Raw genomic sequence first — 26803 nt, 5'->3', positions numbered from 1 at the left:
GGAGCAGAGGGTCACGCGGCCCGTTTGCGCGCCAGTGTCAGGCCGTCGCCGATCGGCACCAGCGACAGGTCCACCCGGTCGTCCCGGTGCACGAACCGGTTGAATTCGCGAATCGCTACCGTGTCCTCGCGCTGATCGCTGCGGTCGGCCACCGTGCCGTGCCACAGGGTGTTGTCGATCATCACCAGGCCCCCGGGTGCCAGCAGGGCGAGGCAGTGTTCGTAGTATTCGCGGTAGCCGGTCTTGTCGGCGTCGATGAAGGCCAGGTCGAAGGGCTCGACTGCGGGGTCTTCTTCGCGCAGGGCCTGCAGGGTGTCCGCGGCCGGTCCGAGGCGCAGGTCGATGCGGTCCTCGACGCCGGCGCGGCGCCAGTAGCGGCCGGCGATGTCGGTCCATTCGCGGCTGAGATCACAGGTCACGATCCGGCCGTCGGCCGGCAGGGCCTCGGCGATGGCCAGGCTGCTGTAGCCGGTGAAGGTGCCGATCTCCAGGTAGCGCCGGGCACCCGTCAGCCGGGCGAGCAGGGCCATGAACTGCCCCTGTTCCGGGGCGATCTGCATGCGCGCCTCGGGCAGGGCCGCGGTCTCCGCACGCAGTTCTGCCAGCAGCGGCGATTCGCGCAGCGAGGCGTCGAGCAGATACGGGTGGAGTTCGTCGTCGAGACCGATGGACCGTGTGGACATGGCAACCTCCGGGTTAAGGAAACACTGCGCGCAGGCGTCGCTGCCGACATTGTCCGGGCTGGGGTCGGGTGGCGACTGGCGGGCGCGGCTTCCCGCCCCGACCAGCAGACCGGTGGCCAGCGCGGTGACCACCGCGCCGAGCCCCCGGACCACGGCCATCAGCGGTCCCAGCAGGATGTAGCTGATCGCCAGCGAATCGATCCCGATGCCGGGGCTGCCGATCAGGAAGGCCGTGGCGGGGCCGCGTCCGGCGCCGCCCCGGTGCAGGGCCAGGGCGGCCGGGATGGCGCCGCAGGAACACAGGGGCAAGGGCGCCCCGGCAACCGCCCCGCGCGCCGTGGCCCCCACCGATGATCCCCCGAGCCAGGCCTGCAGGCGTTCCTGAGGCAGCAGGGCGCGCACCAGCCCGGCGACCGCCAGCCCCGCCAGCAGCCAGGGCGCGGCGGCGAGCGCGAGTTGCAGGGTGGCCTGAAGGATGTCGCTTGCCATGCCTCCATCCTTCGCCGTGTATCGCGGGGGCGCAAGAGCGACCAGCGCGGGTGACGGTTCGGCACCGTCCGGCGCGAGCGGCTACACTGCCGCCCATTCACGCAATGCAACGAAAGGAGATGATAATGACGGGATACGCACTGGCGAACGTGCTCCACGTCCTGGCCGTGGTGATCTGGGTGGGCGGCATGTTTTTCGCCTGGGCCATCCTGCGCCCGGCGGCCAACGCGGAACTGGATGACGCCACGCGCCTGCGCCTGTGGCCGGCGGTGCTGGGGCGGTTCTTCCCCTGGGTGTGGGCGGCCATCGCGGTGGTGCTGGTGACGGGCTTCTACCTGATCTTCGGCGTGCTCGGCGGCATGGGCGGGGTGCATCCCAGCGTGCATACCATGCTGCTGCTGGGCATCATCATGATGCTGATCTTCGCGCACATCTTCTTTGCGCCGTATCGCCGGTTGAAGCAGGCGGCCGAGGCCGGAGACATCGCCGAGGGTCTGCGCCGGGTCGGCCAGATCCGCCTGTTCGTGGCGATCAATACCGTGCTGGGTCTGGTCACCGTGGCCGTGGGCTCCGGCGGCCGGTTGCCGCTGTAAAGGCCGCTCAGGGGCCCGGCCCGGACCGCAGGCGCGGGTGCCAGACGAGTTCCGGCGCCCGCGGCGGTTCGCACTCCACCACTGCGTTCTGCTCGAATTTTTTCAGCCAGTGGTCACGGATCGCCGGCGGGAGGTCGGGGATGCCGAAACCGGGTTCTTCGGGCCATTCTCCGTCCGGGTCGCCGCTGGTGGCCGGCCAGGCGGGTCGTCCCGCGCTGGTGATCGTGGCCCGCAGCTGTTCCTGGCGCCGGGCGTTCTCCGTCGCACCGGACGGCCGACTGAAGGGGTTGTGTGCGGTGATCAGCGTGATCCGTGCATGGCCCCGTGCGCTCAGCTGGCGCGCCAGTTCCGCGTGGGGCTCGCCAATGCGCAGGTCGAGAGTCGTGGCGGCGGTATGCAGGCTGCCGGTAGGGCCGGGCGGCAGCTGTACGCGGTAGTGCGCCGCGGCGTACACCTGCTCCAGACGCCGGATTTCTGCGCGGCTTCCGGGGGCAGACGATCCCCCGCTGCTTGTTTGTTCGGTCATGTCGCGGCACTCTCGAGGTTGCACCTGCACGGCAGGCGATTCGACAGGGGGAGCGGGATGTCGGTCAAGCCATGGATCCAGCGGGGCGGGACGTGAGCCGCGGGTCGGCCCCCGGTCGGGTCCCCGGGCGGACTTCGCATCTGACCGGGGCCTTTCTGCTGGTCCTGCTGCTGGTGGCGGCGGTGGCGGTGGTCAGCTGGTTGCGCGTGCAGCAGCTGCAGCAGGAGGTCCAGTCTCTGACCGCGGAATACGTGCAGCGGGTGGACAGTGTCCACCGCATGCGCGCGCTGGTGCGCGAGCGGACGCTGCGCGCGACGCTGGTCCTGAGCACCGATGACCCCGCCATGCAGGACCAGTACCGCCAGGAATTCCGCGACCTCGCCCGACGCTTCATCGAGGCGCGCGACGAGGTGGATCGGGCGATCGACGATCCCCGCCATGCGCGTCTGCTGGCGGAACTGCGCGAGATGACCGCGGTGGGGGCGCCGCTGATGAGCGAGATGATCGACCTGGCCCTTGCCGGCGGCCGTCAGGAGGCGTTGCCGACCCTGTATTCCCGCATCATGCCGGCGCAGGAGCGCACCCTGGAGCAGATCGAGCGCCTTCTTGCGGCCCTGGAACAGCAGAACGCGGCGGACATTCGCGCGATGGTGCGCCAGCACGAGGATACCCAGCAGGTCATGGTGATGGCCTCGGGCGTGGCCATGCTGCTGATCGCCGGCATCGGTTTTCAGGTGCGCCGGCGCATCCGCCAGGATCATTCGGCCCTGCAGGAGGAACTGGTGCAGCGCCGCCGGGCCGAGGCGCGCCTGCGCGAGACCCAGGCCGGGCTGGAGGCCGCGGTGGCGCGGCGGACCGCCGAGCTGGAGGATGCCTCCGCGCGCCTCGAGGAGGCCCAGCGCATCGCCGGCGTGGGGTACTGGGACTGGGGCATCCGCGGCGAGCAGCTCAACTGGTCGACCAATGTCTATGAGCTGTTCGGTCTGGATCCCGAACGGGACACGGCCGGTTTCGAGGCCTACATGCACGCCATCCATCCGGACGACCGGGTCCGGGTGCGCCAGGGCATCAACGCCGCGCTGGCCGAGGGCAGCCATTATCATCTGGAGCATCGGGTGGTGCTGCCCGATGGCGGTCTGCGGCACGTGCGGGTGGAGGGCGAGATCTCGCGCGATGCCGACGGGCGCCCGCAGCGGGTGCTGGGCATGGTGCGGGACATCACTCGCGACAAGCGCTCCGAGGAACGCCTGTGGCATCAGGCCCATCACGATTCGCTGACCGGACTGCCGAACCGCAGCCTGCTGCAGGAGCACCTGCGTCAGGCGCTGAGCCGGGCGCGGCGCAACGGCACGCGTCTGGCGCTGCTGGTCTGCGATCTGGACGGCTTCAAGCCGGTCAACGACCGTCTGGGTCACGATGCCGGTGACGTGGTGCTGGTGACCGTGGCCGCGCGCCTGCGCAGCGGGGTGCGCGAGAGTGACGTGGTCGCCCGCGTGGGGGGCGACGAGTTCGTCCTGCTGCTGGAGGCCGTGGGCGGACCCGAGGACGTGCGCGCCGTGGGACGCAAGCTGCACCAGCGTTTCGCCGAGCCGGTGGAGATCAATCAGGAGGCGGTGCGCGTGGGCCTGAGTCTGGGGGCGGCGATCTATCCCGACGACGGCGAACGGGCCGAGGAGTTGCTGCAGCAGGCGGACCACGCCATGTACGTCGCCAAGAACGGTTCCGGCCAGGAACTGGTGCTGGCGGATCAGAGGTAGGGTGTGAGCAGCCGGGCGGCGCCGTCGCGCAGGCGGATCGGCAGCGGGCGGCGGTAGATCTCGGTGAGCGTCAGCTCGCGCGAACGTTCCAGCAGGCCGTCGGCCCACTGCGTCAGGCGCCCGCCCAGCCCGGGGTCGTAGCATTCCAGGTTGAACTCGAAATTCAGGCGCAGGCTGCGCGGGTCCCAGTTGGCCGAGCCCGCCAGCACCCATTCGCCGTCGACCAGCATGATCTTGGAATGGTTGAACGGCGGCGGGGTCAGCCACAGGCGGCAGCCGCGTTCCAGCAGTTCCGCCTGGCCCGGCTGGCTGGCCCATTGCACCAGCCGCAGGTTATTGCGCTCCGGCAGCAGGATATCCACCCGGATCCCGCGCAGTGCGGCGGCCTTGAGTGCCCCCACCAGGGCATGGTCGGGCAGGAAATAGGGCGTGGCGATCACGATGCGCTCGCGGGCCTCGGCGATCGCCGCCTGCAGGGTGAAGTTGAGGACCTCGAAGTCCTCGTCCGGGCCGTCGGGCAGCCCGCGGCACAGCAGGGCACCGCCGTCGGCGTCCAGCGGCGGGAACCAGGTCTCGCCCTTCAGCTGTTCGCCGGTGGTGAATTCCCAGTCCTCGGCAAACACCCGTTGCAGCTGGCGGCAGACCGGCCCGCGCACGGCGAAATGCAGATCCTGGATCGGGTGACGTCCGGGGTCGCTGGGGCTGTGCCCGCGGCGGATATTCATGCCGCCGGTGAAGCCACGATACCCGTCGACCACCAGCAGCTTGCGATGGTTGCGCAGATTGAACGCGGCCAGGCTGCGCGGGATGTGGTGCACCGGCAGGAACTCGGCGGCGACGAGGTCGGCACGGCGCAGGTGCCGCACGGTGTTGCGCCGGCTGTAGCGCACGCCAATGCCGTCGACCAGCACGCGCACGGCGACCCCGCGCTCGCGCGCCGCCTTCAGGTGGCGCACGAAGCGCTGCCCCTGGGTATCGTAGTCGAAGATGTAGGTGGCCAGGGTGATGGAGTGTTCCGCCTGGTCGATCGCTTCGAGCATCGCCCCGAAGGCCTGGTCGCCGTCGAACAGCGGTTCCATCGCGTTGCCGCCGGTCAGGCGGAACGGGCTCAGGCGGTCGCCGCTGTGCACCAGGCGTTCCCAGCGCGCCGGGGGCGCCGGACGTGTCCCCTCGCGCGGCTGCAGGTCGGACAGCAGGTGCCCCTCGCGCAGGGCATGCGCACGGCGCCGGATGCGGTTGACGCCGAACAGCCAGTAGAGGATGGACCCGGCCAGCGGCAGCAGGAAGATCAGCCCGACCCACGCGATCAGCATGCCGGTGTCGCGCCGCTGCAGCAGGGCATGCGCGGCGGTGGCGACGGCGATCGCGAGCGAGACGACGGCGAAAACACTGGCGGCCCAGCCGCTGTCGAGCACAGCAGGTCTCCCGGTGACGGTGTGGCGTGGCGGCGTTGTGGATGAACCGCCGCAGGCCCGCTACAGTACGCGGGCCGGGCGGCAGCTTAAAGATTTTCCCCGGTGCCCGCCACGGTGGCCCGCGGGAATCCAGCCCTGTCGCCCTCCGTTTCGCTCCCCGGCCGAGAATCGCGCATGAGCCATTCCCTGACTCCCGAATCGTTCGCCAATGGCGAGCAGCTGCCGCTGAAGGATTTCACCGAGAAGGCGTACCTGGATTACTCCATGTACGTGATCCTGGACCGCGCCCTGCCGCATATCGGCGACGGCCTCAAGCCGGTGCAGCGCCGCATCATCTACGCAATGAGCGAACTGGGGCTTTCGGCCACCGCCAAGTACAAGAAATCGGCGCGCACCGTGGGCGACGTGCTCGGCAAGTTCCATCCGCACGGCGACGCCGCCTGTTACGAGGCGATGGTGCTGATGGCGCAGCCGTTCTCCTACCGCTATCCGTTCGTGGACGGGCAGGGCAACTGGGGCTCGCCGGACGATCCCAAGTCCTTCGCCGCGATGCGCTACACCGAGTCGCGCCTGTCGCGCTATGCGCAGCTGCTGCTGTCCGAGCTGGGCCAGGGCACGGTGGACTGGGTGCCGAACTTCGACGGCGCGCTGGAGGAGCCGAAGATGCTGCCGGCGCGGCTGCCGAACGTGCTGCTCAATGGCGGCAGCGGGATCGCGGTGGGCATGGCCACCGACATCCCGCCGCACAACCTGCGCGAGGTGGCCGCGGCCTGCGTGCACCTGCTGGAGCATCCGAAGGCCACGGTGGACGAACTGTGCGAGCACCTGCCGGGGCCGGACTTCCCCACCGAGGCGGAGATCGTCACCCCGCGCGCCGATCTGCAAAAGCTCTACGCCACCGGCCAGGGGTCGGTGCGCGCGCGGGCGCGCTACGAGCGCGAGGGCGACGACATCGTGGTCACCGCGCTGCCGCACCAGGTCTCCGGGGCGAAGCTGCTGGAACAGATCGCCGCCCAGATCCGCGCGAAGAAGCTGCCGATGATCGAGGACCTGCGCGACGAATCCGACCATGAGCACCCGACCCGCCTGGTGATCACCCCGCGCTCGAATCGCGTGGACATCGAGGCGCTGATGGCGCATCTGTTCGCCACCACCGACCTCGAGAAGAACTACCGCGTGAACATGAACGTGATCGGGCTGGACGGCCGCCCGCAGGTGCGCGATCTGCCCGGACTGCTGCGCGAATGGCTGGAGTTTCGCATCGAGACCGTGCGCCGGCGCCTGCAGTGGCGCCTGGAGAAGGTGCAGGCGCGGCTGCACGTGCTGGAAGGCCTGCTGATCGCCTATCTCAACATCGACGAGGTGATCGCGATCATCCGTGAATACGACGAGCCGAAGCCCGAACTGGTCAGCCGCTTCGGCCTCAGCGAGACCCAGGCCGAGGCGATCCTGGAACTCAAGCTGCGCCATCTGGCAAAGCTCGAGGAGATGAAGATCCGCGGCGAGCAGGACGAGCTCTCGCAGGAACGCGACCAGCTGGAGAAGACCCTGGGGTCCGAGCGCCGCCTGCGGACCCGGGTGCGCCAGGAGATCGAGAAGGACGCCGCCGACTATGGTGACGAGCGGCGATCCCCGCTGGTGGAACGCGAAGCCGCGCGGCCGCTGGACGAATCCGCGCTGGTGCCGGCGGAACCGCTGACCATCGTGCTCTCGGAGAAGGGCTGGGTGCGCGCCGCCAAGGGCCACGACGTGGACGCCCGTGGCCTGAACTACAAGGCCGGCGACGCCTTCCGCGCCGCGGTCGCCGGGCGCAGCAACCAGCCGGTTGCTTTTGTCGACTCCACCGGACGTGCCTATACCCTGCAGGCGCACAGCCTGCCTTCGGCGCGCGGTCAGGGCGAACCCCTGTCGGGCCGGGTGAACCCGGCCGAGGGGGCGCATTTCGTCGGCATGGCCACCGGGAGCGGCGAGGATCGCTGGCTGCTGGCCACCGATCATGGCTATGGCTTCATCACCCGGCTGGAGGATTTGCTGGGACGCCAGAAGGCGGGTAAGAACGTGCTGACCGTGCCGGCCGGGGCGGCGGTGCTGCCGCCGGTGGCGGTGCCGGATCCGGAGCGCGACCATTTGGCGGTGGTCACGACCCGGGGCTACCTGCTGGTGTTCCCCGCGGCCTCGCTGCCGGAGCTGGCCCGCGGCAAGGGCAACAAACTGGCCGGGATCCCGGCGGCGGCGATCAAGGACGGCTCGGAGCGGGTGCAGGAGGTGGTGGCCCTGGCTCCGGGCGATACCCTGGTGGTGCATGCCGGCAAGCGCTTCAAGGCGCTGGCGCCGGCGGAGTGGGGCGAATACGTCAGCGAGCGCACGCGCCGCGGGCGGCAGCTGCCGCGCGGCTACCAGAAGGTCGATTCACTGGAGGTACGCCGCTGACCCGCGCCGCGAGGTCTATGTACCGCGTTGCCCGGCGCCGGTGGCGTCCTGTGCCGGGGCGATCAGCGCGCGGGCATCGGCCTCGGGCAGCGGACGGTGATAGAGAAAGCCCTGGCCGACGGGGCAGCCCAGCTCCCGCAGCAGGTCGGCGTCGTCCCGGGTCTCGATGCCTTCGGCCACCGTCTCCAGGCCAAAGCCGCGACTGACCGCAAGGATCGCCTCGAACAGGCGGCGCATGTCGGGGTCGCCCGCGATGCCGTCCACCAGGGCACGGTCCACCTTGACGGTGGAGACCGGCAGCCGTCGCAGATAGGCCAGCGACGAATACCCCGTGCCGAAGTCGTCGATGGCGATGGAGACCCCCAGTTCGCGCAGCGCGTGCAGCTCTTCCAGGGCCTGATCGAGGTTGTGCATGATCGCGGTCTCGGTGATCTCGACCTCGAGGCACTTCGGCGGCGTGCCGGTCTGTTCCAGGGCCAGCCGTACGGCTTCGGTCAGCGTGTTGCCGCGCGCGGTCAGGGCCTCGAACTGGCGTGCCGAGATGTTGACCGCCACCGGGTAGCAGTCACCGGTCGATGCCCGCCAGCGGGAGGTCGCAGCCAGCGCCTCGCGCAGGGCCCACTCGCCGAGGTTGACGACCGCGCCGGTGGTCTCCGCCACCGGGATGAACTCCCCCGGCGAGACCCGGCCGAATTCGGGGTGATCCCAGCGCATCAGCGCCTCGAAACCGGTGACCATGCCATCGGGCAGGTGGATCTTGGGCTGGTACAGCAGCGACAGGCCCTGACCGTCATGGGCATGCGCGAGGTCGTGTTCCAGGCGGTGACGCCGGCGGGCGGCCTGCTCCAGTTCCGGGGCGTAGCTGAGCCAGGGGAGCTGCCGGCGGTCGGCCTTGGACAGCGTGAGCATGACCCGGCGGATCAGCTCGCCGGTGTCGTGGCCGGCCTCGGTGGTGCGCGCATGTCCGGCCACGATCTCCGGGCGTACCTCGTACTGGCCGATCTGCAGGCGCTGCAGGGCGGTGTCGAGCATGTCCCGCAGGGCGTCGTCCGTCAGCCCGTGTTCGCTGCGGGCCAGCAGCAGGAAGGTGGCGCCGCCCCAGAGCCCGCAGATCCCGCCATGGTGGCCTACCGCGGCGTCGAGGCGGCCCTGCAGGCGCTGGCCCGTCTCGCGCAGCATCAGATCCGCGGCGGCGTGGCCCTCCATGCGTTCCAGGGTCTCGTGGCCACTGACGCGCAGCATCACCAGATCGATCACCGTCTCCGCTGCATCCGCGAGCCAGCGTTCCAGGGTTTCCAGCAGCGCCGCGCGGTTGGGCAGGTCGGTGGCCAGATCGTGGTGGGCCAGGTATTCCAGATCGCGATCCTTGCGCTGCAGGGTCAGGGACTGGGTCTCGAGGCTCTGCGACAGGTCCTGCACCTCGTTGTGCGTGGCATTGTGCAGGGCCCGTACCCGCAGCAGGTTGCTGATGCGCTGGACCACCTCGGAGGCATCGAACGGCTTGGTGATGAAATCCAGGGCCCCGCCCGCTAGCGCCCGCTGCCGGGTGTCCGGGTCGATCTGCGCGGTCAGAACGATCACCGGCAGCCAGTCGCCTTCGCCCAGTTCCGCGTTCAGGTTCTCCATCACCTGATGGCCGTCCATGCCCGGCATGCGGATGTCCAGCAGGAGCAGATCGAAGGCCTCCTCGCGCCAGGTCTCCAGCGCCCGTTGCGGGCTGGTCTCGCCGTGCACGTTGGTGAACCCCGCATCTTCCAGGATGGTGCTCAGGAGCTCCACGTTCATCGGGTTGTCGTCCACGATGAGGATGCGGGCGGCGGTCTGGTGGTGCTCGGGTATCAGCATGTCGGGGACGGACTCGGACGTCAGTCGGCCGGCTGCAGGAGCCGGTCGAGGGTTTGCAGGAAAGCGGGGATATCCAGTGGTTTGGTCAGATAGTCCTCGAAATCGGGGTTCTGGTTCCCTTCGTCGATGCGCTCGCGGGAGGCATCGGCGGTCAGGGCGATCCGCGGGATATGGCGGGTATCCGGCCAGGCTTTCAGCACCCGTGCCGCCGCGGTACCGCTCATCCCGGGCAGATTGATATCCAGGATGACCAGATCCGGTTGCCACTCGCGCGCGGTGATCAGGCCCTGTTCCGCGCTGCCGGCCACGCTCAGTTCGGTATTCCCGCGATGGCCGATCAGCTCGCGCATCAGTTCCACGTTGACCGGGTTGTCCTCGATGTACAGCACCCGCCAGCAGTGGGTCGGTCGCCCGTCATCCGCGCCAACGGAGGGTCCGTCCGGGGCATCCGGGGAAGCCGGGCCCGCGACGTCCGCAGGCGTTCCGGTCTGTTCGCTGCGCGGCAGCACGATGCGGAAGCAGGACCCTTCGCCCACCGTGCTGGTGAAGTCGAGGTCGCCGCCCATGCGCGTGGCCAGTTCGCGCGCGATGACCAGGCCGATACCGGTGCCCTCGATGCCTCCGCCTTCCTGACCCAGACGTTCGAACGGCTGGAACAGGCGGTGGCGCTGTTCCTCCGGGATGCCGGGGCCGGTGTCGCGGACCTCGACCGCGAGGTACCCGGGGGCGGTGCCTTCGGCGTGTTCCGGGACGGAGGCCTCGGGTTCCACCACGACCTCCACGCGGCCGTTGTCGCGGTTGTACTTGATGGCATTGGTCAGCAGGTTGATCAGGATCTGGCGCACCCGGGTGGCGTCGGCATGCACCGGTGGCCAGTCGTGGTCCGGGGTCGGGTGATGCAGGCTGACCCCGCGTTCGCTGGCCTGCGGGCGTACCATCTCGAGCGCCTCGTACAGGATCGCATCGATACCGACGGGCTCCAGCGACAGGGTCAGGCGCCCGGTCTCGATGCGCGAGAGGTCGAGGACATCGGTGATCAGGTTGAGCAGGTGGGTGCCGCTCTGGCGGATGTGGGCGGCCTGGCGGGCCTGGCGCTGGCTCAGGGGTTCGCGCGGGCTCTCCGCCAGCAGCTGGGCGAAGCCGAGGATCGAGTTCAGCGGCGTACGCAACTCGTGCGACATGTTGGACAGGAACTGCGACTTGGCCTGGCTCGCGCGTTCGGCCTCGTGCATCGCCCGTTCGAGTTCCTCGCGGTCGCGGCGCCGCTCCTCGCGGTCGCGCAGCGCGCGGATCAGGATCGCGTAGGTTGCCGAGAACGGGGCGAGGAACTCGGCCAGCTCCTGGTCGTAACCGCCGGGGCGGTTGGCGATGCCGAACATGCCCACCAGCTCGTCGCCGTGGTAGAGCGGCATGCCGAGATACGGGCCGAGCTCGGGGTGGCCCTCGGGCAGGCCGCCGGCACGCGGGTCGTTCATGACGTCATCGGAGATCAGCATGCGCCCGTCGCGCATGACCTGGCCGATCAGGCTGTTCGCCCCGCACAGCCGCATGTCGCCGCTGAGCAGCTCCTGATAGAGCCGTTCGGAGGCATCGCTCCAGGCCAGGTTGGTGATCGCGTGGATCTTGAGGCACGGCTGGCCGTCGTGCCATTCGGTCTCGCCCATGAAACCGTAGTGACTGTCGGTCACCTGCAGCAGGGTGTCCAGCAGGAACGGCCAGACGTCCTCGGCGGAGTCGGTCTCCATGTATTGCGTGGTGGCCAGGCGCATGGCCTCCAGCAGATGCTGCTGGCGCTGCTGCTGCGCGGAGGCGTTGCGGTAGGCGTCGATGTCCTGGACGATGCCCAGCAGGTGTCGCGGGCGGCCACGGTCGTCGCGTTCCAGATCGCCCTGGGCGCGCAGCCAGCGCGGTGGCGAGGTGCGGATACGGAATTCCACGTCCAGCGGAGTCCCCGAGGCCAGGCTTTCGCTCAGCGCTCCCTGGACGTGGGGACGGTCCTCCGGCAGCACGATGTCGGTGAGGAAGCGCGGATCCTGCAGCGCGGGATGCTCGGCGCCTTCGGTCAGGGCGGCGGCCTCCGGGGTCCAGTCCAGCTCGCCGGTGACCGCGTCCACGCTCCAGTTGCCGATGCGCGCAAAGCGCTGCGACAGGCTGCGACGGCGTTCCGCCTCGCGCAGGGCATTCTGCGCACGGGTGATCTCGCTGAGGTCGTGGGCGACGGTGATGACGCCTTCGGAACGGCCGTCCTGGCCGACCAGCGGGGTCTTGATCAGTTCCAGTTCCCAGCTCCGGCCGTTGTGCTCGAAATGCAGCGGCTGGGTGCGGGTCTGGCCGGTGGTCATGACTTCGTGGTCGAGGGCGCGGGCATAGTCGGCCACGTCGGCACTGAAAAAATCGTGGGCCGTGCTTCCGAGGGCCTTTTCCGGCGCGAAGCCCAGCAGGGGTTCGCAGGCCGGGTTGGCCACCACGTAGCGGCCGTCGGCATCGCTGGCGTAGATCGGATTGGGGGCGCCGCGCAGCACCGCGTTGAACAGGCGGCTTTCGCGCAGTTCGCGTTCCTGCGCCTCGTGCAGTTCGGTCAGATCGTTGACGATGCCGATGTAGTGCTCTCCGCCGTCGATCCGGATGGAGGAGACCGCGAGCTGCATCGGAAAGGTGTGCCCGTCGCGATGCAGGCCGCGGACCTCGCGGCCGACCCCGATGATGCGCGCCTCTCCGGTAGTCTGGTAGTGGCGCAGGTAGTCGTCGTGCTGGCTCGCCCAGGGGTCCGGCATGAGCATGGACACGTTGCGGCCCAGGACTTCGTCGGCAGAGTAACCGAACAGGCGCTCGGCCGCGGGGTTGAAGCTCTCGATGAGGCCACCGGCGTCGATCTGGATGATGCCGGCGGCCGCGGTCTCGAGCACGGCGTGCAGCTTGCGGCTCTGGTGCTCGTGTGCAGAGCGGGTGGCGTCATAATCTCCACGCAGGAACTCGGTACGGAGGATGTGCCCGGCGAGCCCGGCGAAGTCCTCCAGCGCGCGGATCCGGTCCGCATCGAACCGGCGCGGCCGGGTATCCATCACGCTCAGGGTGCCCACCGCGAGGCCGTCTTCCAGGGTCAGGGGGATCCCCGCGTAGAAACGTACGCCGGGCTCGCCGGTGACCAGCGGGTTGTCGGCAAAGCGCGGATCGTCGGTCGCGTCCTCGACGATGGTGGTGTGCTGCGGGGTGGCGATGGCATGGGCGCAAAACGAGACCTCGCGCGGTATGCGGCGGTGACAGGCGCCGTGGGTGCCCAGCAGGCGCTGGTGGTCATGGTCGATCACCGAGACCACCGCGATCGGGACCTCCAGCCGTGCCGCTGCCTGACGCAGCAGCGGCGCGAACAGGCGTTCGCCGTCGGTCTCCTCGAGCAGGAGACGGCGGACGCCGGCCAGGCGCCGGTCTTCGTCTTCGGGGGTGGGGGGTGCCCGCATGCATGAACCTAGGCGGAGGATTGTCTACGAAGGGATGATACGTCATGCAGGCGACGGTGTGTGTGACCGGGACTTGAACCCGCGTGTATCGCCCCTATCTAATATACCGTCCGAAATGCCTGATTCCACCCGCAACGGAGAACGAGTTCATCCGATGAAACGCATACTGCTGTTCCTGGCCACCAACTTCGCCATCCTGATCGTGCTCAGCATCACGCTGCGCATCCTCGGGGTGGAGAGCATCCTCGACGAGCAGGGGGTCAACCTCGACCTGACGGCCCTGCTGATCTTCGCCGCGGTGTTCGGTTTTGGCGGCTCGTTCATCTCCCTGGCCATCTCCAAGTGGATGGCGAAGAAGACCATGAAGGTCCAGGTGATCGAGAAGCCTTCGAATGCCACCGAGCAGTGGCTGCTGGAGACCGTCCAGCGCCAGGCGAAGCAGGCGGGCATCGGCATGCCGGAGGTCGGGATCTACGATTCGCCGGACCCCAACGCGTTCGCCACCGGCATGAGCCGGAACAACGCGCTGGTCGCGGTCAGCACCGGGCTGATGCAGAACATGGGGCAGGGCGAGGTCGAGGCCGTGCTGGGCCACGAGGTCGGCCACGTGGCCAATGGCGACATGGTGACCCTGGCCCTGATCCAGGGCGTGGTGAACACCTTCGTGATCTTCCTGTCGCGCGTGATCGGGCACTTTGTCGATCGCGTGGTGTTCAAGAACGAGTCCGGTCACGGCCCGGCGTTCTGGATCACCGCCATCGTGGCCGAGATCATCCTCGCGATCCTGGCCTCCATCATCGTGTTCTGGTTCTCGCGCCAGCGCGAGTTCCGTGCCGACCAGGCCGGGGCCGAACTGGCCGGGCGCGAGAAGATGATCGGGGCGCTGGAGTCGCTGGCGCGGGCCTCCGGCCGGCCGGTGGACATGCCGGATCAGATGGCCGCCTTCGGCATCCGTGGCGGCATGGCGCAGGGCCTGAAGAAGCTGTTCATGAGCCATCCGCCGATCGAACAGCGCATCGCCGCGCTGCGCGCCGGGGCCTGAGGCAGGCCCCGCGCCGGGGTTCACCCGGCGAGCACGTGATCGGCGACGAACGGATTGCGCTGGCGCTGCTCGCCGAAGGTGGATTCCGGTCCGTGACCGGGGATGAAACGGACGTCATCTCCGAGTGGCCACAGTTTCTGCGTGATCGACTCGATCAGAACGCGCCCGTTACCGCCGGGAAAATCGCTGCGTCCGATCGCGCCGTTGAACAGCACGTCCCCCACCAGCGCCATCCGCGCGGACGGGCTGAAGAACACCACGTGGCCCGGGGTGTGCCCGGGGCAGTGCAGTACCTGCAGCCGTTCATTCCCCAGCTCCAGGGTCTCTCCGTCGTCCAGCCAGCGATCCGGGGTCAGCGGCGCGATCTCCGGAAATCCGAACATCGCGGCCTGCTGCGGCAGCTGCTCGAGCCAGAACGCGTCTTCGCGCTGCGGGCCGACGACGGGCACGCCGGACAGCCGTGCCAGCTCGGCCGCGCCGCCGGCATGATCCAGGTGGCCGTGGGTCAGCAGGATGGAATCCAGTTCCAGGCCCTGATCGCGCACGCGGGCGAACAGGGTCGGGGCCTCGCCGCCGGGGTCGACCCAGGCCGCGCGGCCGGTTTCGTTGCACCAGATTAGGGTGGCGTTCTGCTCCAGCGGGGTTACCGGAAGGGTGCAGTGTTCAAGCATCGGGGTATCGCTCCGCGGCGAACGCGTCGGGAGGGAATAGTTGTGTGGCGTATGCGTCTTACGGTTGTGCAGATCGCAAGCTTAGGAGAAAAACCGGTCCGGCGCGACCGCTTTCTGTTCGTCGCTCGCGGGAAGTGCTTGACAGGAATATCCTAATATTAGAAGATCTGCATACGCTGAATGTTGTCCCCCCTGACAGCATCGGCGGACTCCTCCATCCTCCTTTGGTGGTTTTCTTGGCGCGGGCTCTGTCCCGCGCTTTTTTTTGCCCGTTCGCATCGTCCGGCCGCCGCGCCTACCATGGCGGCATGCCCGCCCCCGGTTCCCATCGATCATGACGCGACGCCTGAACAGCCTGCGCAATGTGGTGGTGATGTTCATCCTGCTGCCGCTGCTCCTGTTGGTGGGTGCGGTGGTCGCGCTGGGCCTGCAGGAATTCCAGACGCAGATGGAAGACCGCATGCAGGACGACATCGAGCTGGTTGCGCGGGCGATCCGTCTGCCGGTGTCCACGGCGATTGTTGAACAGGACGTGGCGGCCGTTCAGGAGTCGCTGGATTCGCTGTTCCAGATCGACGAGGTCTTCGGGGTGTATGTCTACGACGCGCGCGGCGAGCTGGTGGCGACCTCCGGGCCGCCCAGCCCGTCGCTGCGGCATCGGGGAGAGGCGCAGGCGATCAGCGAGACCGGAACCCTGGGCGCGTTCGACGAACATCGCGGGCGCGAGGTTTTTTCGTTCTTCCTGCCGCTGGCGGACCACGCGGGACGAATCGTGGGCCTGCTCCAGGTGACCCGTGATGTGTCTCCGTTTCGTGCCTACGTCTCCCAGCTGCGCTGGCAGGGCGCGGTGCTGACCGGGGCGGTGACGGTGCTGTTTCTGGCCCTGGTGCTGGTGGGGTACCACCGGGCCGTGGGGCGCCACGTCGAGCGCCTGACCGGGGTGATGCACGACATTGGCGAAGGGGTGCGCGGCGTGCGGGCGCCCGAGGCCGGGCCGGCGGAGCTGCGCCATGTTGCGGCCACCATGAACGGGATGCTGGAACGGCGCGAGGCGTCCGAAGCCGCGCTGGAGGCGCAGCGGGCCGAGCAGCGAGCGCTGGAGGAAAAACTGCGGCATTCGGAAAAGCTGGCGGCGATTGGCCAGCTGGCGGCCGGGGTGGCGCACGAGCTGGGAACCCCGCTGGGGATCATCGCCGGACGCGCCCAGCGGGCCGCCCGCCGTCTGGCCGAGGACGACCCGGCGCGCAAGGAAATGCAGGAGCTGCGGGCAGAAACCGAGCGGGTGGAGACCATCGTGCGGCAGCTGCTGGATTTCGCCCGGCGCAATCCGCTGCAGCGCCGCAGCGTGAATCTGGACGAACTGGTCCGGGAACTGGTGGATCGCGTGCGCGGTCGGGGGCATTGTCCGGACGTGGAGTTCCGGCTGGAAGGCGCGCCCCTGCAGGTGGAAGCGGACCGGCTGCGGCTGGGCCAGGCGCTGGAAAACCTGATCGAGAACGGCGGGCAGGCAGCCCGGTCGCACGTGCGGATCACCTGGGGCGTGGAGGGCGAGCAGGTCGAAGTCACCGTGGCCGACGACGGCCCCGCCGCCGGAGGCGGTATCGATCCGGAGGCCGCGGAGCGCCTGTTCGAACCCTTTTTCACCACCAAGCCGACCGGAAAGGGAACCGGTCTCGGGCTGGCGGTGGCCCAGGTGGCGATGGAGGATCATGGAGGGTCGATCGCGCTGGATCGTTCGGACCCGGGCGAGACCCGTTTCGTGATCCGGTTTCCGCGGGCTGCGGATGCCACGGGAAGTGCCGCGCGGGATGGAGGGGATGGAACGTTGCCGGAGGAGGGTGCATGACCAATCCGGAGTCGGTGCTGGTGGTCGAGGACGATCGCGGTCACCGGGACCTGCTGGTGGAGGAGCTGCGCGAGGCGGGGCATGGCGTGGTGGCCGTGGGCAGCGCCGAAGAGGCGATGCAGGCCCTGGGCCAGCAACCCTTCGGCCTGGTGGTCAGCGATCTGAGACTGCCGGGCGAGGATGGCTTCCGCGTGCTGGAAGCCACGCGCGAGGCGGTGCCGGAGCCCGGTTTCATCATGCTCACCGGCTTCGGAACCATCGACCAGGCCGTGGCCGCGCTCAAGGCGGGGGCGGATGATTTTCTGACCAAGCCGGTGGATCTCGATCATCTGCGGCTGGCGGCCGACCGGGTGATCGAGGCCCGGCGGCTGAAGGCCGAGGTGCGCCAGTATCGCGAGCTGCTGGCGGCCGGCGAGGGATTTCACGGCATGCAGGGGAACAGTCCGGCGATGCTGCGGCTGTTCGACCTGATCCGGCGGATTGCGGCTTCCGACGGATCGGTGCTCATCACCGGCGAGTCCGGTACCGGCAAGGAGCTGGTGGCGCGTGCGCTGCACGCCGAGAGTGCTCGCCGCGACGGTCCCTTCGTCGCCCTGAACTGCGCCGGCATTCCCGAGAGCCTGCTGGAATCGGAACTGCTGGGGCATGTCGCCGGGGCTTTCTCTGGCGCCCGGGGCGCGCGCCGCGGCCTGTTCCGCGAGGCCGACGGGGGCACCCTGTTTCTCGACGAGATTGCCGAGATGCCGGTGGCGATGCAGAGCAAGCTCCTGCGGCTGCTGCAGGACGGGCGCGTGCGCCCGGTGGGCGGCAACGAGGAGGTGGACACCGACGTTCGCATCGTGGCGGCGACCCACCAGGACATCCCGGGGCGCATCGCGCAGGGCGAGTTCCGCGAGGACCTCTACTATCGGCTGGAGACCTTTCGTATCGAGATCCCGCCGTTGCGCGACCGGGGCGAGGATATCGAGCGCCTGGCCCTGCAGTTCCTGCGCCAGCACGCCCTGGCTCACGGGCTGCCGGAGCGCCGTCCGAGTCCCGAGGCGATGCGGGCCCTCCTCCACTATGCCTTCCCCGGCAACGTGCGCGAACTCTCCAGTCTGATGGAGCGCGCCGCGACCCTGTCTTCCGGTGACCAGATCGAGTTGCGCGACCTGCCGGAGCGGGTGCACGCATCGGCATCCGGCGGGACACCCGCCGGCACGTCCCCGGGTGACGGCGTTCCCGGCGCCCGGGACGCCCACTGGCCTTCGCTGGCCGAACTCGAGACCGATTACATCCAGCGCGTGCTGGAACACTGCGAGGGCAACAAGCAACGGGCGGCGCGCATGCTCGGGATCGGCCGCAAGACGCTTTATCGGCGGCTCGGCGAGTCCGATACGAACTGAGCCCTTTCCCTTGCACGATGTGTCATGCGGACGCGGTGACACGTTTCATTGCGACCCATGTGTCGAAAAGAAACAGTTCTGATCTTCTTTCTGTTCTCCTCCCGGCCGCACGGACGGCCTTCATGTCTCTGATTGAAGAGATATTTTTTTGTGTTCTGAATGTTGGCCCGTGGTTTGCTTCGTATGGGTTGTCCGTAGCGAAATCCGCAAACCACAGGAGGTCGCATGACGACTTTCCGCAAAACCGCAACGGCCATGGCGCTCGGTTCGGTGCTGACCCTCGGTTTTTCCGGGGTGGCCGCGGCCCAGGCGGGCCAGGGCGGTGCCCCCGCCGGCGACATGCCGCCCGAGGCCGGAACCCCCGGACAGGGCCAGCCACCCGAGCCGCGCCAGGACGCACCAGCACCGCGGGATGCCCCGGCACCCGGCGGGAGCGGCCAGGGCGGGGGGCTTCCGCCCGGCGGAACCGGACAGGAACGCGGGCTTCCGCCCGGTGGCCAGCCCCCCGAACCGCAAACCGGGCCGCAAACCGGGCCGGGGCAGCCGGATCGGCCGCAGGGTGCGCCCCCCGAGCCGCGTGACGCGCCGCCGGGGAGCATGGAGCCCGAGCGCACGGATCCGCGTGGCGGTGCCACCGGCCAGCAGATGCCGGCCCCGGGCGAGCGGCCCGAGGGCGAGGCGATGCCCGAGCCCGGCGAAGACCCGCGGCAGGGCACGGAGCGGGACTGGTAGTCCGGACCGCAGATCATGATTTTCGTGAATACAGACCGTCGTAAAGACCAAGGAGCAAACGCAATGATGAACTTTCGCAAGACCGCAATGGCTTTCGCCCTGACTTCCATGTTCGCCTTCGGTGGCGTGGCCTCCGCACAGATGGGTGGTGGCGCCGAGGGCGGTGCTCCGCCGGAAGGTGGCGCCCAGGGCGGCGCCCCGCCGCAGGGCGGTGCTCAGGGTGGCGCGGGCGCCCAGGGTGGCGCTCCGCCGGAAGGTGGCGGCGCCCCGATGCAGCAGCAGGCCCCCGAGGTCGACCTGTCCGATGAAGACATCGACACCTTCGTCGAAGCCTTTGTCGGTGTGCAGGAGGTCCGCGAGGACTTCTCCCAGCGCCTGCAGGAAGCCGAGGACGAGACCCAGGCGCAGCAGATGCAGCAGGAGGCCCAGGACGAGATGGTCGCGGCCGTGGAGGATGCCGGCATGACCGTTGAAGAGTACAATGAGGTCGCCATGGCCCTGCAGAATGACCCCGAGCTGATGCAGGAGGTCCAGCAGCAGGCCGAAAGCGCCATGTAAGCCCGCAAGGGACAGGCATGCGCCGGCGGGGCCGTCCTTCGGGGCGGCCCCGTCTTTTTGCGCGATCGCTCGTGGGACCCTTGAATGACGGGGTACAACACGGTATTCTTTCGCGCTTTCTGAATCGCCCCGACATCGGAGCATCGATACATGAGCACCATCAGCGCCAAGCCGGCAGAAGTCGAACGCGACTGGTTCCTTGTGGATGCCAGTGACAAGACCCTCGGTCGACTCGCCACGGAAATCGCGCGTCGGCTGCGCGGAAAGCACAAGCCCGTCTACACGCCGCACGTGGATACCGGCGACTACATCGTCGTGATCAATGCGGACAAGATCCGGGTCTCGGGCAACAAGGCCTCCGACAAGATGTATTATCGCCATACCGGTTATCCGGGGGGCATCAAGGAGGCGAACTTCTCCCAGATGATCGAACGTCATCCGGAGAAGGTGCTCGAGCTGGCCGTCAAGGGCATGCTGCCGCGCAATCCGCTCGGCCGGTCGATGCTCAAGAAACTCAAGGTGTATGCCGGAACCGAGCACCGGCATGCGGCCCAGCAGCCGCAGCCGCTGGACATCTGATCCGCGGCGCCGCCAACCAGAAACAGGGAAATCGATTCCAATGGCTATGAATCAGTACTACGGTACGGGTCGCCGCAAGACGGCTTCCGCGCGTGTCTTTCTGCGTCCCGGCTCGGGCAACGTGACCGTCAACGGCCGTCCGCTGGACGAGTTCTTTGGTCGTCCGACTTCGCGCATGGTTGTCCGGCAGCCGCTGGAAGCGGCCGAAGCCCTCGACGGCTTCGACGTGGTGGCCACGGTCTCCGGCGGGGGCGGTAACGGTCAGGCGGGTGCCATTCGTCTGGGTATCGCCCGCGCCCTGGTTGAGTATAATGAGGACCTGCGCAGCACGCTGCGTCGTGGCGGTCACCTGACGCGGGATGCCCGCGAGGTGGAGCGCAAGAAGATCGGCCTGCGCAAGGCCCGTCGCGCGACGCAGTACTCCAAGCGCTGATCCGGTTTTCGCCGGTGCACCCGGAGGTTTCGGGCACCGGCCAGAATTGGGGGATCGTCTAGCGGTAGGACTACGGACTCTGACTCCGTCAACCCAGGTTCGAATCCTGGTCCCCCAGCCATCCATGGAAAAGGGCCCCCCTCGCGGGGCCCTTTTTCATGGATATGACCGGCCAGGATGAGAACCTGGAAGGTTCGGCGGAGCGCAGCGGAGCAACGCACACGCGCAGCGTGTGCGGCCCGAAGGGTGAGGCGCGCAGCGCCGAATAACCCTGGTCCCCCAGCCATCCATGAAAAAGGGCCCCCTCGCGGGGCCCTTTTTCATGGATATGACCGGCCAGGATGAGAACCTGGAAGGTTCGGCGGAGCGCAGCGGAGCAACGCACACGCGCAGCTCTTTTACGGAATGTCGGTCTTTCTCCACGCGTCTGTGGTCTATAGTCAGTCCCAGGTTTCGAGCAAGGAGAAGCCATGTCCGTACCCGAGAATCCGTATCCCGAGGTCACTGTCGATACCCGCGCCCGCCAGGTGGAAGGGACCAATGCCTGGTACATGATCGGTCTGTCGGGCATCCCGGGCCCCGACAACGAGGGCCACACTTCCAACGCCGGTTTCGTGGTGACCGACGAAGGCGTAGTGGTCTACGACGCCCTGGGGACCCCGGCCCTGGGGTTCGAGATGATCCGGCGGATCCGGGAGGTCACGGATCAACCCATCCGCTACGTGATCGCGGGTCATTACCATGCGGACCATATCTACGGTCTGCAGGCATTCGCCGATCACACGGAAGCGCGCATCATCGGTCAGCGGCGTGCGGAAGATTATCTGCGCGGGCCGGGCGCCGAATCCCGGCTGCAGCAGCGCCGGGGCGTGCTCTATCCGTGGGTGGACGAAGACACCCAGGTGATCCCGCCGGACGAGCTGTTCGACGAGGAGTACACCATCGAGCTGGGCGGCAGGACCTTCCGCCTGCTGCATGCCGGTCCGGCGCATTCACCGGATGACGTCATCATGGTGGTCGAGGAAGACGGCGTGGTGTTTGCCGGCGATATCGTGTTTGATGGCCGCATCCCGTTCCTCGGCGATGATGCCCTGGATTCCGGCAACTGGGTGAACCGCCTGGAGCAGGTCGAGGCGATGGAGCCGAACTTTCTGATCCCGGGGCATGGCGACGCGACCGCCAATGCCCGGCGCGCGGTGCGCTTCACCCGGGACTACCTGGTGAAGCTGCGCGAGCACATGGCGGAATCGGTCGAGGACATGATGTCCTTCGAGGAGGCCTACGCTGCCATGGACTGGTCCGAATACGAAGACCTGCCGGCGTTCGACCAGACCAACCGTTCCAACGCCAATGCGGTGTTTCTGGAGATGGAATCCAAACTGTTCTGACGCCGCATTATCTCCGCAGCCGACCGGGCCCGGGCTGTTCCGGGCCCGGTGGGGCGTGCACGTCGATCAGGGTTTCCTTATTATTGCGCAATTACTTTGGTGCCAAAAGAATGGACCGCGAGTGCGAGATCGTGCTTTCGGTCCGGCTGGCCGTTAACCTTGCGCTTCACTCTGATCGGGAGGCCCCGCCTCAATGACCGCCGAACGCGTGCGCGAAATACCGTACAACTACACTTCCTTCTCCGACCGCGAAATCGTTATCCGCTTCCTCGGGTCCGATACCTGGGAGCTGCTCAACGAGCTGCGTGGCGAACGCCGTACCGGCGTGTCCGCGCGCATGCTGTTCGAGGTCCTGGGGGATATGTGGGTGGTCACGCGCAACCCGTACATCCAGGACGATCTGCTGGGGGACCGCAAGCGTCGCCGTTCCCTGATCGATGCGATGCAGCATCGCCTCGACCAGATCGAGGCGCGTGCCGAGGGCAACGAGAAGGCCCTGACCCTGGCCCGGCGCGCCCAGGCGGCGCTGACCGCGTTCGCGGAGGAGTTCGACAAAACGCTGGCGCTGCGCGACAAGGTTCGCAAGCGCATGAACGGGCTCACGCACAAGGACAATATCCAGTTCGGTGGCCTGGCGCGGGTCTCGCACGTGACCGATGCGACCGACTGGCGCGTGGAACTGCCGTTTGTGGTGCTCACCCCCGACTCCGAGGAAGAGATGGGGCCGCTGGTGGCGGCCTGCATTGAGCTGGGCCTGACGGTGATCCCGCGCGGCGGTGGTACCGGCTATACCGGCAGTGCCGTGCCGCTGTCCAAGCGCTCGGCGGTCATCAACACCGAAAAACTCGAAGGCCTGGGCGACGTGCAGCGGCGCAGCCTGCCGGGCGTGGACCGCGAAGTCCCGGTGGTGCACGTCGAGGCGGGCGTGGTGACCAAGCGCGTCTCCGAGCTGGCCGACAACAACGGCCTGGTGTTCGCGGTGGACCCGACCTCGCAGGACGCCTCCACGATCGGCGGCAACGTGGCCATGAATGCCGGCGGCAAGAAGGCGGTGCTGTGGGGTACCGCGCTGGACAACCTGGCCGCCTGGACCATGGTGACCCCCGAGGCGGACTGGATGTATATCGAGCGCCTCGATCACAACCTCGGAAAGATCCACGACGCGGAGACCGTGCGCTTCCGCGTGACCCGTTTTGAGGCGGACGGCCGGACGCAGAAGGGCGAGCCCGAGATCCTCGAGATGCCGGGGGCGCAGTTCCGGAAGACGGGGCTGGGCAAGGACGTGACCGACAAGACCCTGATGGGCGTGCCCGGCATCCAGAAGGAGGGCTGCGACGGTCTGATCACCTCGGCCGAGTTCATCCTCCATCGCATGCCGGACAATGCCCGCACCGTCTGCCTAGAGTTCTACGGCACCGATCTGCACGAGGCGGTCCCGGCGATCGTCGAGATCAAGGATGCGGTGGATGCCGAGGAAAACGTGCTGCTGGCGGGCCTCGAGCACCTGGACGAACGCTACGTGCGGGCGGTGAAGTACACCCCCAAGGGTGCGCGCGGCGACCTGCCGAAGATGGTCCTGGTGGCGGACATCGTGTCCGATGACGAGGACGCGCTGGGCCGCCTGGCCGCGCAGATGGTGCGCGCGGCCAACGCCCGCAACGGCGAGGGCTTCATCGCGGTGAGCCCGGAGGCGCGCAAGCGGTTCTGGGCCGATCGCGCCCGCACCGCGGCCATCGCCCACCACACCAACGCGTTCAAGATCAACGAGGACGTGGTGATCCCGCTGGAGCGCCTGGCGGAGTACACCGAAGGGGTGGAGACCCTCAACGTCCGCGAGTCGCTGACGAACAAGCTGGCGATGGTCGACGAGATGCTGGAATGCATGCGCGGCGACCATCCCGAGCTGCGCGAGCTGCTGGAGGACGCAGAGGGCGAGGGCCAGCAGTGGTTCGAGACCAAGCGCCAGCGGGCGGTGGAGGTGCTGGAATCGGTGCGTGACCGCTGGAACCGCATCGCCGACAACTTCCACACCCTGGCCTCCGAGTGCGACGAGCTGCTGGACGATGCGGCCCGTGCGGATATGCGCCCGCACGACAAGCTGATCCACCTGCTGCTGCGGCGCAGCCTGCGCATCTCCTATCGCGCGGAGGTCGAACGGCCGCTGTTCGACATCTTCAACGGCCACCAGATGGAGTCGGTGCGCAAGCGCCTGACCGCGATCCACGACCGCGTGCTCACCAGCCGGCTGTTCATCGCCCTGCACATGCATGCGGGCGACGGCAACGTGCACACCAACATCCCGGTCAATTCCAACGACTACCCGATGATGCACCAGGCCGAGCGCCTGGTGGACGAGGTGATGCGCCTGGCGCGCGAACTGGACGGGGTGATCTCCGGCGAGCACGGGATCGGCCTGACCAAGATGCAGTACCTGGACCGCGACCGCATCGACTCGTTCGCGAAGTACAAGAAGCAGATCGACCCGAACGGGGTGTTCAATGCCGGCAAGCTGCTGGAGGGCTCCGGCCTGAACAACGCCTATACGCCGTCGCTGCGTCTGGTGAAGCAGGAGGCGCTGATCCTTGAGCAGAGCGAGCTGGGCGATCTCAACGACGAGATCAAGGACTGCCTGCGCTGCGGCAAGTGCAAGCCCGAGTGCAACACGCACGTGCCGCGCGCCAACCTGCTGTACTCGCCGCGCAACAAGATCCTGGCGACCGGCCTGATCGTGGAGGCCTTCCTGTACGAGGAACAGACCCGACGCGGGCTGTCGCTGAATCACTTCGAGGAGATGAACGACGTGGCCGATCACTGCACGATCTGCCACAAGTGCCTGAACCCGTGCCCGGTCGACATCGACTTCGGCGACGTGACCATGCACATGCGCTCCATCCTCAACAAGAAGGGCAAGCGCAAGGCGTCGCCGGCCACCATGATGTCCATGGCGTTCCTCAACACCAAGGATCCGGCCGCGGTGAAGGGCATCCGCAAGGGCGCGATCCAGATGGGCTATGCGGCCCAGCGTCTGGGTCACTGGTCGTTCAAGAAGCTCGGCCTGACCGGCGAGGGCAAGCGGCCCCGCTCGACCACCGGCAAGGCGCCGGTGCACGAGCAGGTCGTGCATTTCGTGAAGAAACCCATGCCGGCGGGGCTGCCGAGTCAGACCACGCGGCAGATGCTGGGGCTGGAGGACTCGCGCTACGTGCCGATCCTGCGCGATCCGGTGAAGACGGACATGGACTCCGATGCGGTGTTCTACTTCCCGGGCTGCGGCTCCGAACGCCTGTTCAGCCAGGTCGGCCTGGCCACCCTGGCGATGCTCTACGATGCGGGCGCGCAGACCGTGTTGCCGCCGGGCTACCTGTGCTGCGGTTACCCGCAGAACGCCGGCGGCGACTTCGAGAAGGGTTCACAGATCAGCACCGAGAACCGGGTGCTGTTCCATCGCATCGCGACGACGCTGAACTACCTCGACATCAAGACGGTGGTGGTCTCCTGCGGGACCTGCATGGATCAGCTGCTGAAATACGAGTTCGAGAAGATCTTCCCGGGCTGCCGGCTGCTGGACATCCACGAGTACCTGATGGAGAAGGGCATCAAGCTTGAAGGGCTGCAGGGCGTGCAATACATGTACCACGATCCCTGCCATTCGCCGATGAAGTCGCACAAACCGACCGAGGTGGCCGGCAACCTGCTGGGCCAGGAGGTCCTGCAGTCCGATCGCTGCTGCGGCGAGGCGGGCACCTTTGCGGTGAGCCGCCCCGACATCGCGACCCAGGTGCGCTTCCGCAAGCAGGAGGAGCTGCACAAGGGCATCAAGCAGTTGACCGGCGAGGAGAAGGCGGAAAACGGCAACGTGAAGATGCTGACCTCCTGCCCGGCCTGCCAGCAGGGCCTGTCGCGCTATCGCGAGGACACCGGGCTGGACACCGACTACATCGTGGTGGAGATGGCCAACCGGCTGCTGGGCGAGGACTGGCAGAAGGGCTTCATCGACCGGGCGCGTGAAGGAGGCATCGAGAAGGTCCTGCTCTGAGCGGCGGTTTCCCGTACACTGCGCAGTGGAATAAACGGAGTTCACGGGGCGTCGCAGGGAAGGCCGTATCCCGCGGCCCCCTGCTGACGTCAACGGAGATCGCATGAGCTTTCGTCATTTCGCTGTTCGTTCGGGTGTGTTCGCCCTTGCCGCCGGCCTGCTGGCCACCCCTGTCACCCTCTCGGCCCAGCTGGCGGAGTTTCCGGGGCGTCATCTTTACGAACGCTTCGGGGTGGAGGCCATCGAGCTGTTCGACCTGCGCGGTCAGTTCAGCGGCTCGACCCTGGTGGACGTGCGCCCGCGCGCGGAATACGACGTGATGCGGATGCGCGACGCCCATCACGTAAATCTGCACGCCCCCGATTTCGACGAGCGTGTCCGCGACCTGGAAGCCCGGGAAGGCAGCCCGCTGGTGTTCTACTGCAACGGGCGCGACAGCCATCGGGCGTACCGTGCCGCGGCGCGGGCCAGCGATGCCGGGCTCGATGCCGTACTGGCGTATGACGCCGGCATGCATGACTGGGCGCAGAGCTATCCGCGCTTTTCCCGCCTGTTCGGCGAAGCGGTCGAGGACGGCGATCTGATCCCCGACGCGTCGTTCGAGGCGCGGCTGCTGGATGGCGAGACGTTCGCACGCCGGGCCCAGGAGGACGACAGCCTGCTGCTCGACATCAGTGGTGCCGGGGACGAGGATGACATCGCCCTGTTCGGCGGACGCGAACGGGTCATGCCGGTGAACGAGCCGGCGGCCCTGGACGACGCCCTGCGTGCGGCCGCCGCGGACGGCGACACCCTGCTGATCTTCGACCAGCACGGACAGCAGGTGCGCTGGCTGCAGTATCGCCTGCGCGAGCTGGGCATCGAGGACGAGCGTTATTACTTCCTCGAGGGCGGCATGCAGGCGTTCTACGATGAGGTGATGGGCTGAGAGAGCGGG

The 26803-nt window shown here is 67.9% G+C and carries 19 protein-coding genes, 1 tRNA gene, 1 other RNA gene and 1 pseudogene; 15 read left to right on the top strand and 7 right to left on the bottom strand.

Annotated elements, in window-relative coordinates; translation table 11 throughout:
• Positions 1-11: 11 nt before the first annotated feature.
• Both F790_RS14775 and F790_RS14770 read right to left on the bottom strand, forming a co-directional pair.
• Positions 12-683 carry an O-methyltransferase gene (locus tag F790_RS14775; RefSeq protein ID WP_026332841.1) on the bottom strand — a complete coding sequence of 224 codons (672 nt, stop codon included), beginning with the start codon at positions 681-683 and terminating at the stop codon, positions 12-14.
• A 159-nt stretch (positions 684-842) separates the two neighbouring features.
• Positions 843-1172: pseudogene (locus F790_RS14770) on the bottom strand (permease); the annotation flags it as partial.
• A gap of 125 nt (positions 1173-1297) precedes the next feature.
• Between F790_RS14770 and F790_RS0102335 the strand changes: the two are divergent.
• Positions 1298-1765 (top strand): CopD family protein, encoded by a 468-nt coding sequence (locus tag F790_RS0102335; protein WP_018870073.1) that lies wholly within the window; start codon positions 1298-1300, stop codon positions 1763-1765.
• Positions 1766-1772: 7 nt separating this feature from the next.
• Here the strand turns inward: F790_RS0102335 and F790_RS0102330 are convergent, their stop codons facing one another.
• Positions 1773-2219: a DUF3293 domain-containing protein gene (locus F790_RS0102330; protein WP_019590729.1), complete on the bottom strand. Its 447-nt coding sequence runs from the start codon at positions 2217-2219 to the stop codon at positions 1773-1775.
• 143 nt (positions 2220-2362) lie between these two features.
• On the opposite strand from F790_RS0102330, the gene F790_RS0102325 reads away from it, so the two are divergent.
• Positions 2363-4048: a diguanylate cyclase domain-containing protein gene (locus F790_RS0102325; protein ID WP_019590728.1), complete on the top strand. Its 1686-nt coding sequence runs from the start codon at positions 2363-2365 to the stop codon at positions 4046-4048.
• On the opposite strand, the gene cls is transcribed toward F790_RS0102325, so the two are convergent.
• A complete protein-coding gene (gene cls, locus F790_RS0102320) occupies positions 4039-5463 on the bottom strand; it encodes a cardiolipin synthase (protein ID WP_019590727.1) in 1425 nt (474 codons plus the stop codon). The two genes, F790_RS0102325 and cls, sit on opposite strands and share 10 nt — an antisense overlap.
• A 174-nt stretch (positions 5464-5637) precedes the next feature.
• Between cls and parC the strand changes: the two genes are divergently transcribed.
• Positions 5638-7893 carry a DNA topoisomerase IV subunit A gene (parC, locus tag F790_RS0102315; RefSeq protein WP_019590726.1) on the top strand — a complete coding sequence of 752 codons (2256 nt, stop codon included), beginning with the start codon at positions 5638-5640 and terminating at the stop codon, positions 7891-7893.
• Positions 7894-7908: 15 nt separating this feature from the next.
• Here parC and F790_RS0102310 read toward each other — a convergent pair whose 3' ends face one another.
• Together F790_RS0102310 and F790_RS0102305 are read right to left on the bottom strand one after the other, a co-directional pair.
• Positions 7909-9738 (bottom strand): EAL domain-containing protein, encoded by a 1830-nt coding sequence (locus F790_RS0102310; protein ID WP_019590725.1) that lies wholly within the window; start codon positions 9736-9738, stop codon positions 7909-7911.
• A gap of 20 nt (positions 9739-9758) precedes the next feature.
• Positions 9759-13196 (bottom strand): PAS domain S-box protein, encoded by a 3438-nt coding sequence (locus F790_RS0102305; protein WP_019590724.1) that lies wholly within the window; start codon positions 13194-13196, stop codon positions 9759-9761.
• A gap of 154 nt (positions 13197-13350) precedes the next feature.
• Between F790_RS0102305 and htpX the strand changes: the two genes are divergently transcribed.
• On the top strand, positions 13351-14238 hold the full coding sequence (gene htpX / locus F790_RS0102300; protein ID WP_019021272.1) for a protease HtpX: 888 nt from the start codon (positions 13351-13353) through the stop codon (positions 14236-14238).
• Positions 14239-14258: 20 nt separating this feature from the next.
• Here htpX and F790_RS0102295 read toward each other — a convergent pair whose 3' ends face one another.
• Positions 14259-14909 (bottom strand): MBL fold metallo-hydrolase, encoded by a 651-nt coding sequence (locus F790_RS0102295; RefSeq protein ID WP_019021271.1) that lies wholly within the window; start codon positions 14907-14909, stop codon positions 14259-14261.
• A gap of 334 nt (positions 14910-15243) precedes the next feature.
• Here F790_RS0102295 and F790_RS0102290 point away from each other — a divergent pair, with 334 nt between their 5' ends.
• The 11 genes from F790_RS0102290 (at position 15244) to F790_RS0102240 (ending at position 26794) form a co-directional block, all read left to right on the top strand.
• Complete coding sequence (locus F790_RS0102290; protein WP_019021270.1) at positions 15244-16755, top strand: ATP-binding protein; 1512 nt, start codon at positions 15244-15246, stop codon at positions 16753-16755.
• On the top strand, positions 16752-18140 hold the full coding sequence (locus F790_RS0102285) for a sigma-54 dependent transcriptional regulator (protein WP_018870063.1): 1389 nt from the start codon (positions 16752-16754) through the stop codon (positions 18138-18140). Before F790_RS0102290 ends, F790_RS0102285 begins: the two co-directional genes overlap by 4 nt.
• A gap of 225 nt (positions 18141-18365) precedes the next feature.
• Complete coding sequence (locus F790_RS0102280) at positions 18366-18872, top strand: hypothetical protein (RefSeq protein ID WP_026332822.1); 507 nt, start codon at positions 18366-18368, stop codon at positions 18870-18872.
• A 66-nt stretch (positions 18873-18938) separates the two neighbouring features.
• A complete protein-coding gene (locus F790_RS0102275; protein WP_026279505.1) occupies positions 18939-19430 on the top strand; it encodes a DUF4168 domain-containing protein in 492 nt (163 codons plus the stop codon).
• A 150-nt stretch (positions 19431-19580) separates the two neighbouring features.
• Positions 19581-20009: a 50S ribosomal protein L13 gene (gene rplM / locus F790_RS0102270; protein WP_018946445.1), complete on the top strand. Its 429-nt coding sequence runs from the start codon at positions 19581-19583 to the stop codon at positions 20007-20009.
• A 40-nt stretch (positions 20010-20049) separates the two neighbouring features.
• Positions 20050-20442: a 30S ribosomal protein S9 gene (gene rpsI, locus F790_RS0102265; protein WP_024328551.1), complete on the top strand. Its 393-nt coding sequence runs from the start codon at positions 20050-20052 to the stop codon at positions 20440-20442.
• 47 nt (positions 20443-20489) lie between these two features.
• Positions 20490-20563: transfer RNA gene (locus tag F790_RS0102260), tRNA-Gln, on the top strand.
• Between the two features lie 35 nt (positions 20564-20598).
• Positions 20599-20728: non-coding RNA, RtT sRNA (locus tag F790_RS14085), on the top strand.
• A gap of 184 nt (positions 20729-20912) precedes the next feature.
• Positions 20913-21830: an MBL fold metallo-hydrolase gene (locus tag F790_RS0102250; RefSeq protein ID WP_019589280.1), complete on the top strand. Its 918-nt coding sequence runs from the start codon at positions 20913-20915 to the stop codon at positions 21828-21830.
• A 193-nt stretch (positions 21831-22023) separates the two neighbouring features.
• A complete protein-coding gene (locus F790_RS0102245) occupies positions 22024-25866 on the top strand; it encodes a DUF3683 domain-containing protein (RefSeq protein WP_019590722.1) in 3843 nt (1280 codons plus the stop codon).
• A 103-nt stretch (positions 25867-25969) separates the two neighbouring features.
• Positions 25970-26794 carry a rhodanese-like domain-containing protein gene (locus F790_RS0102240; RefSeq protein WP_019021265.1) on the top strand — a complete coding sequence of 275 codons (825 nt, stop codon included), beginning with the start codon at positions 25970-25972 and terminating at the stop codon, positions 26792-26794.
• The last annotated feature ends 9 nt before the right edge of the window (positions 26795-26803 follow it).

It is taken from the genome of Thioalkalivibrio sp. ALE20, from assembly GCF_000381405.1.
In the GTDB taxonomy this organism is placed as follows: domain Bacteria; phylum Pseudomonadota; class Gammaproteobacteria; order Ectothiorhodospirales; family Ectothiorhodospiraceae; genus Thioalkalivibrio.
This window is presented reverse-complemented; position numbering and strand designations above follow the sequence as displayed.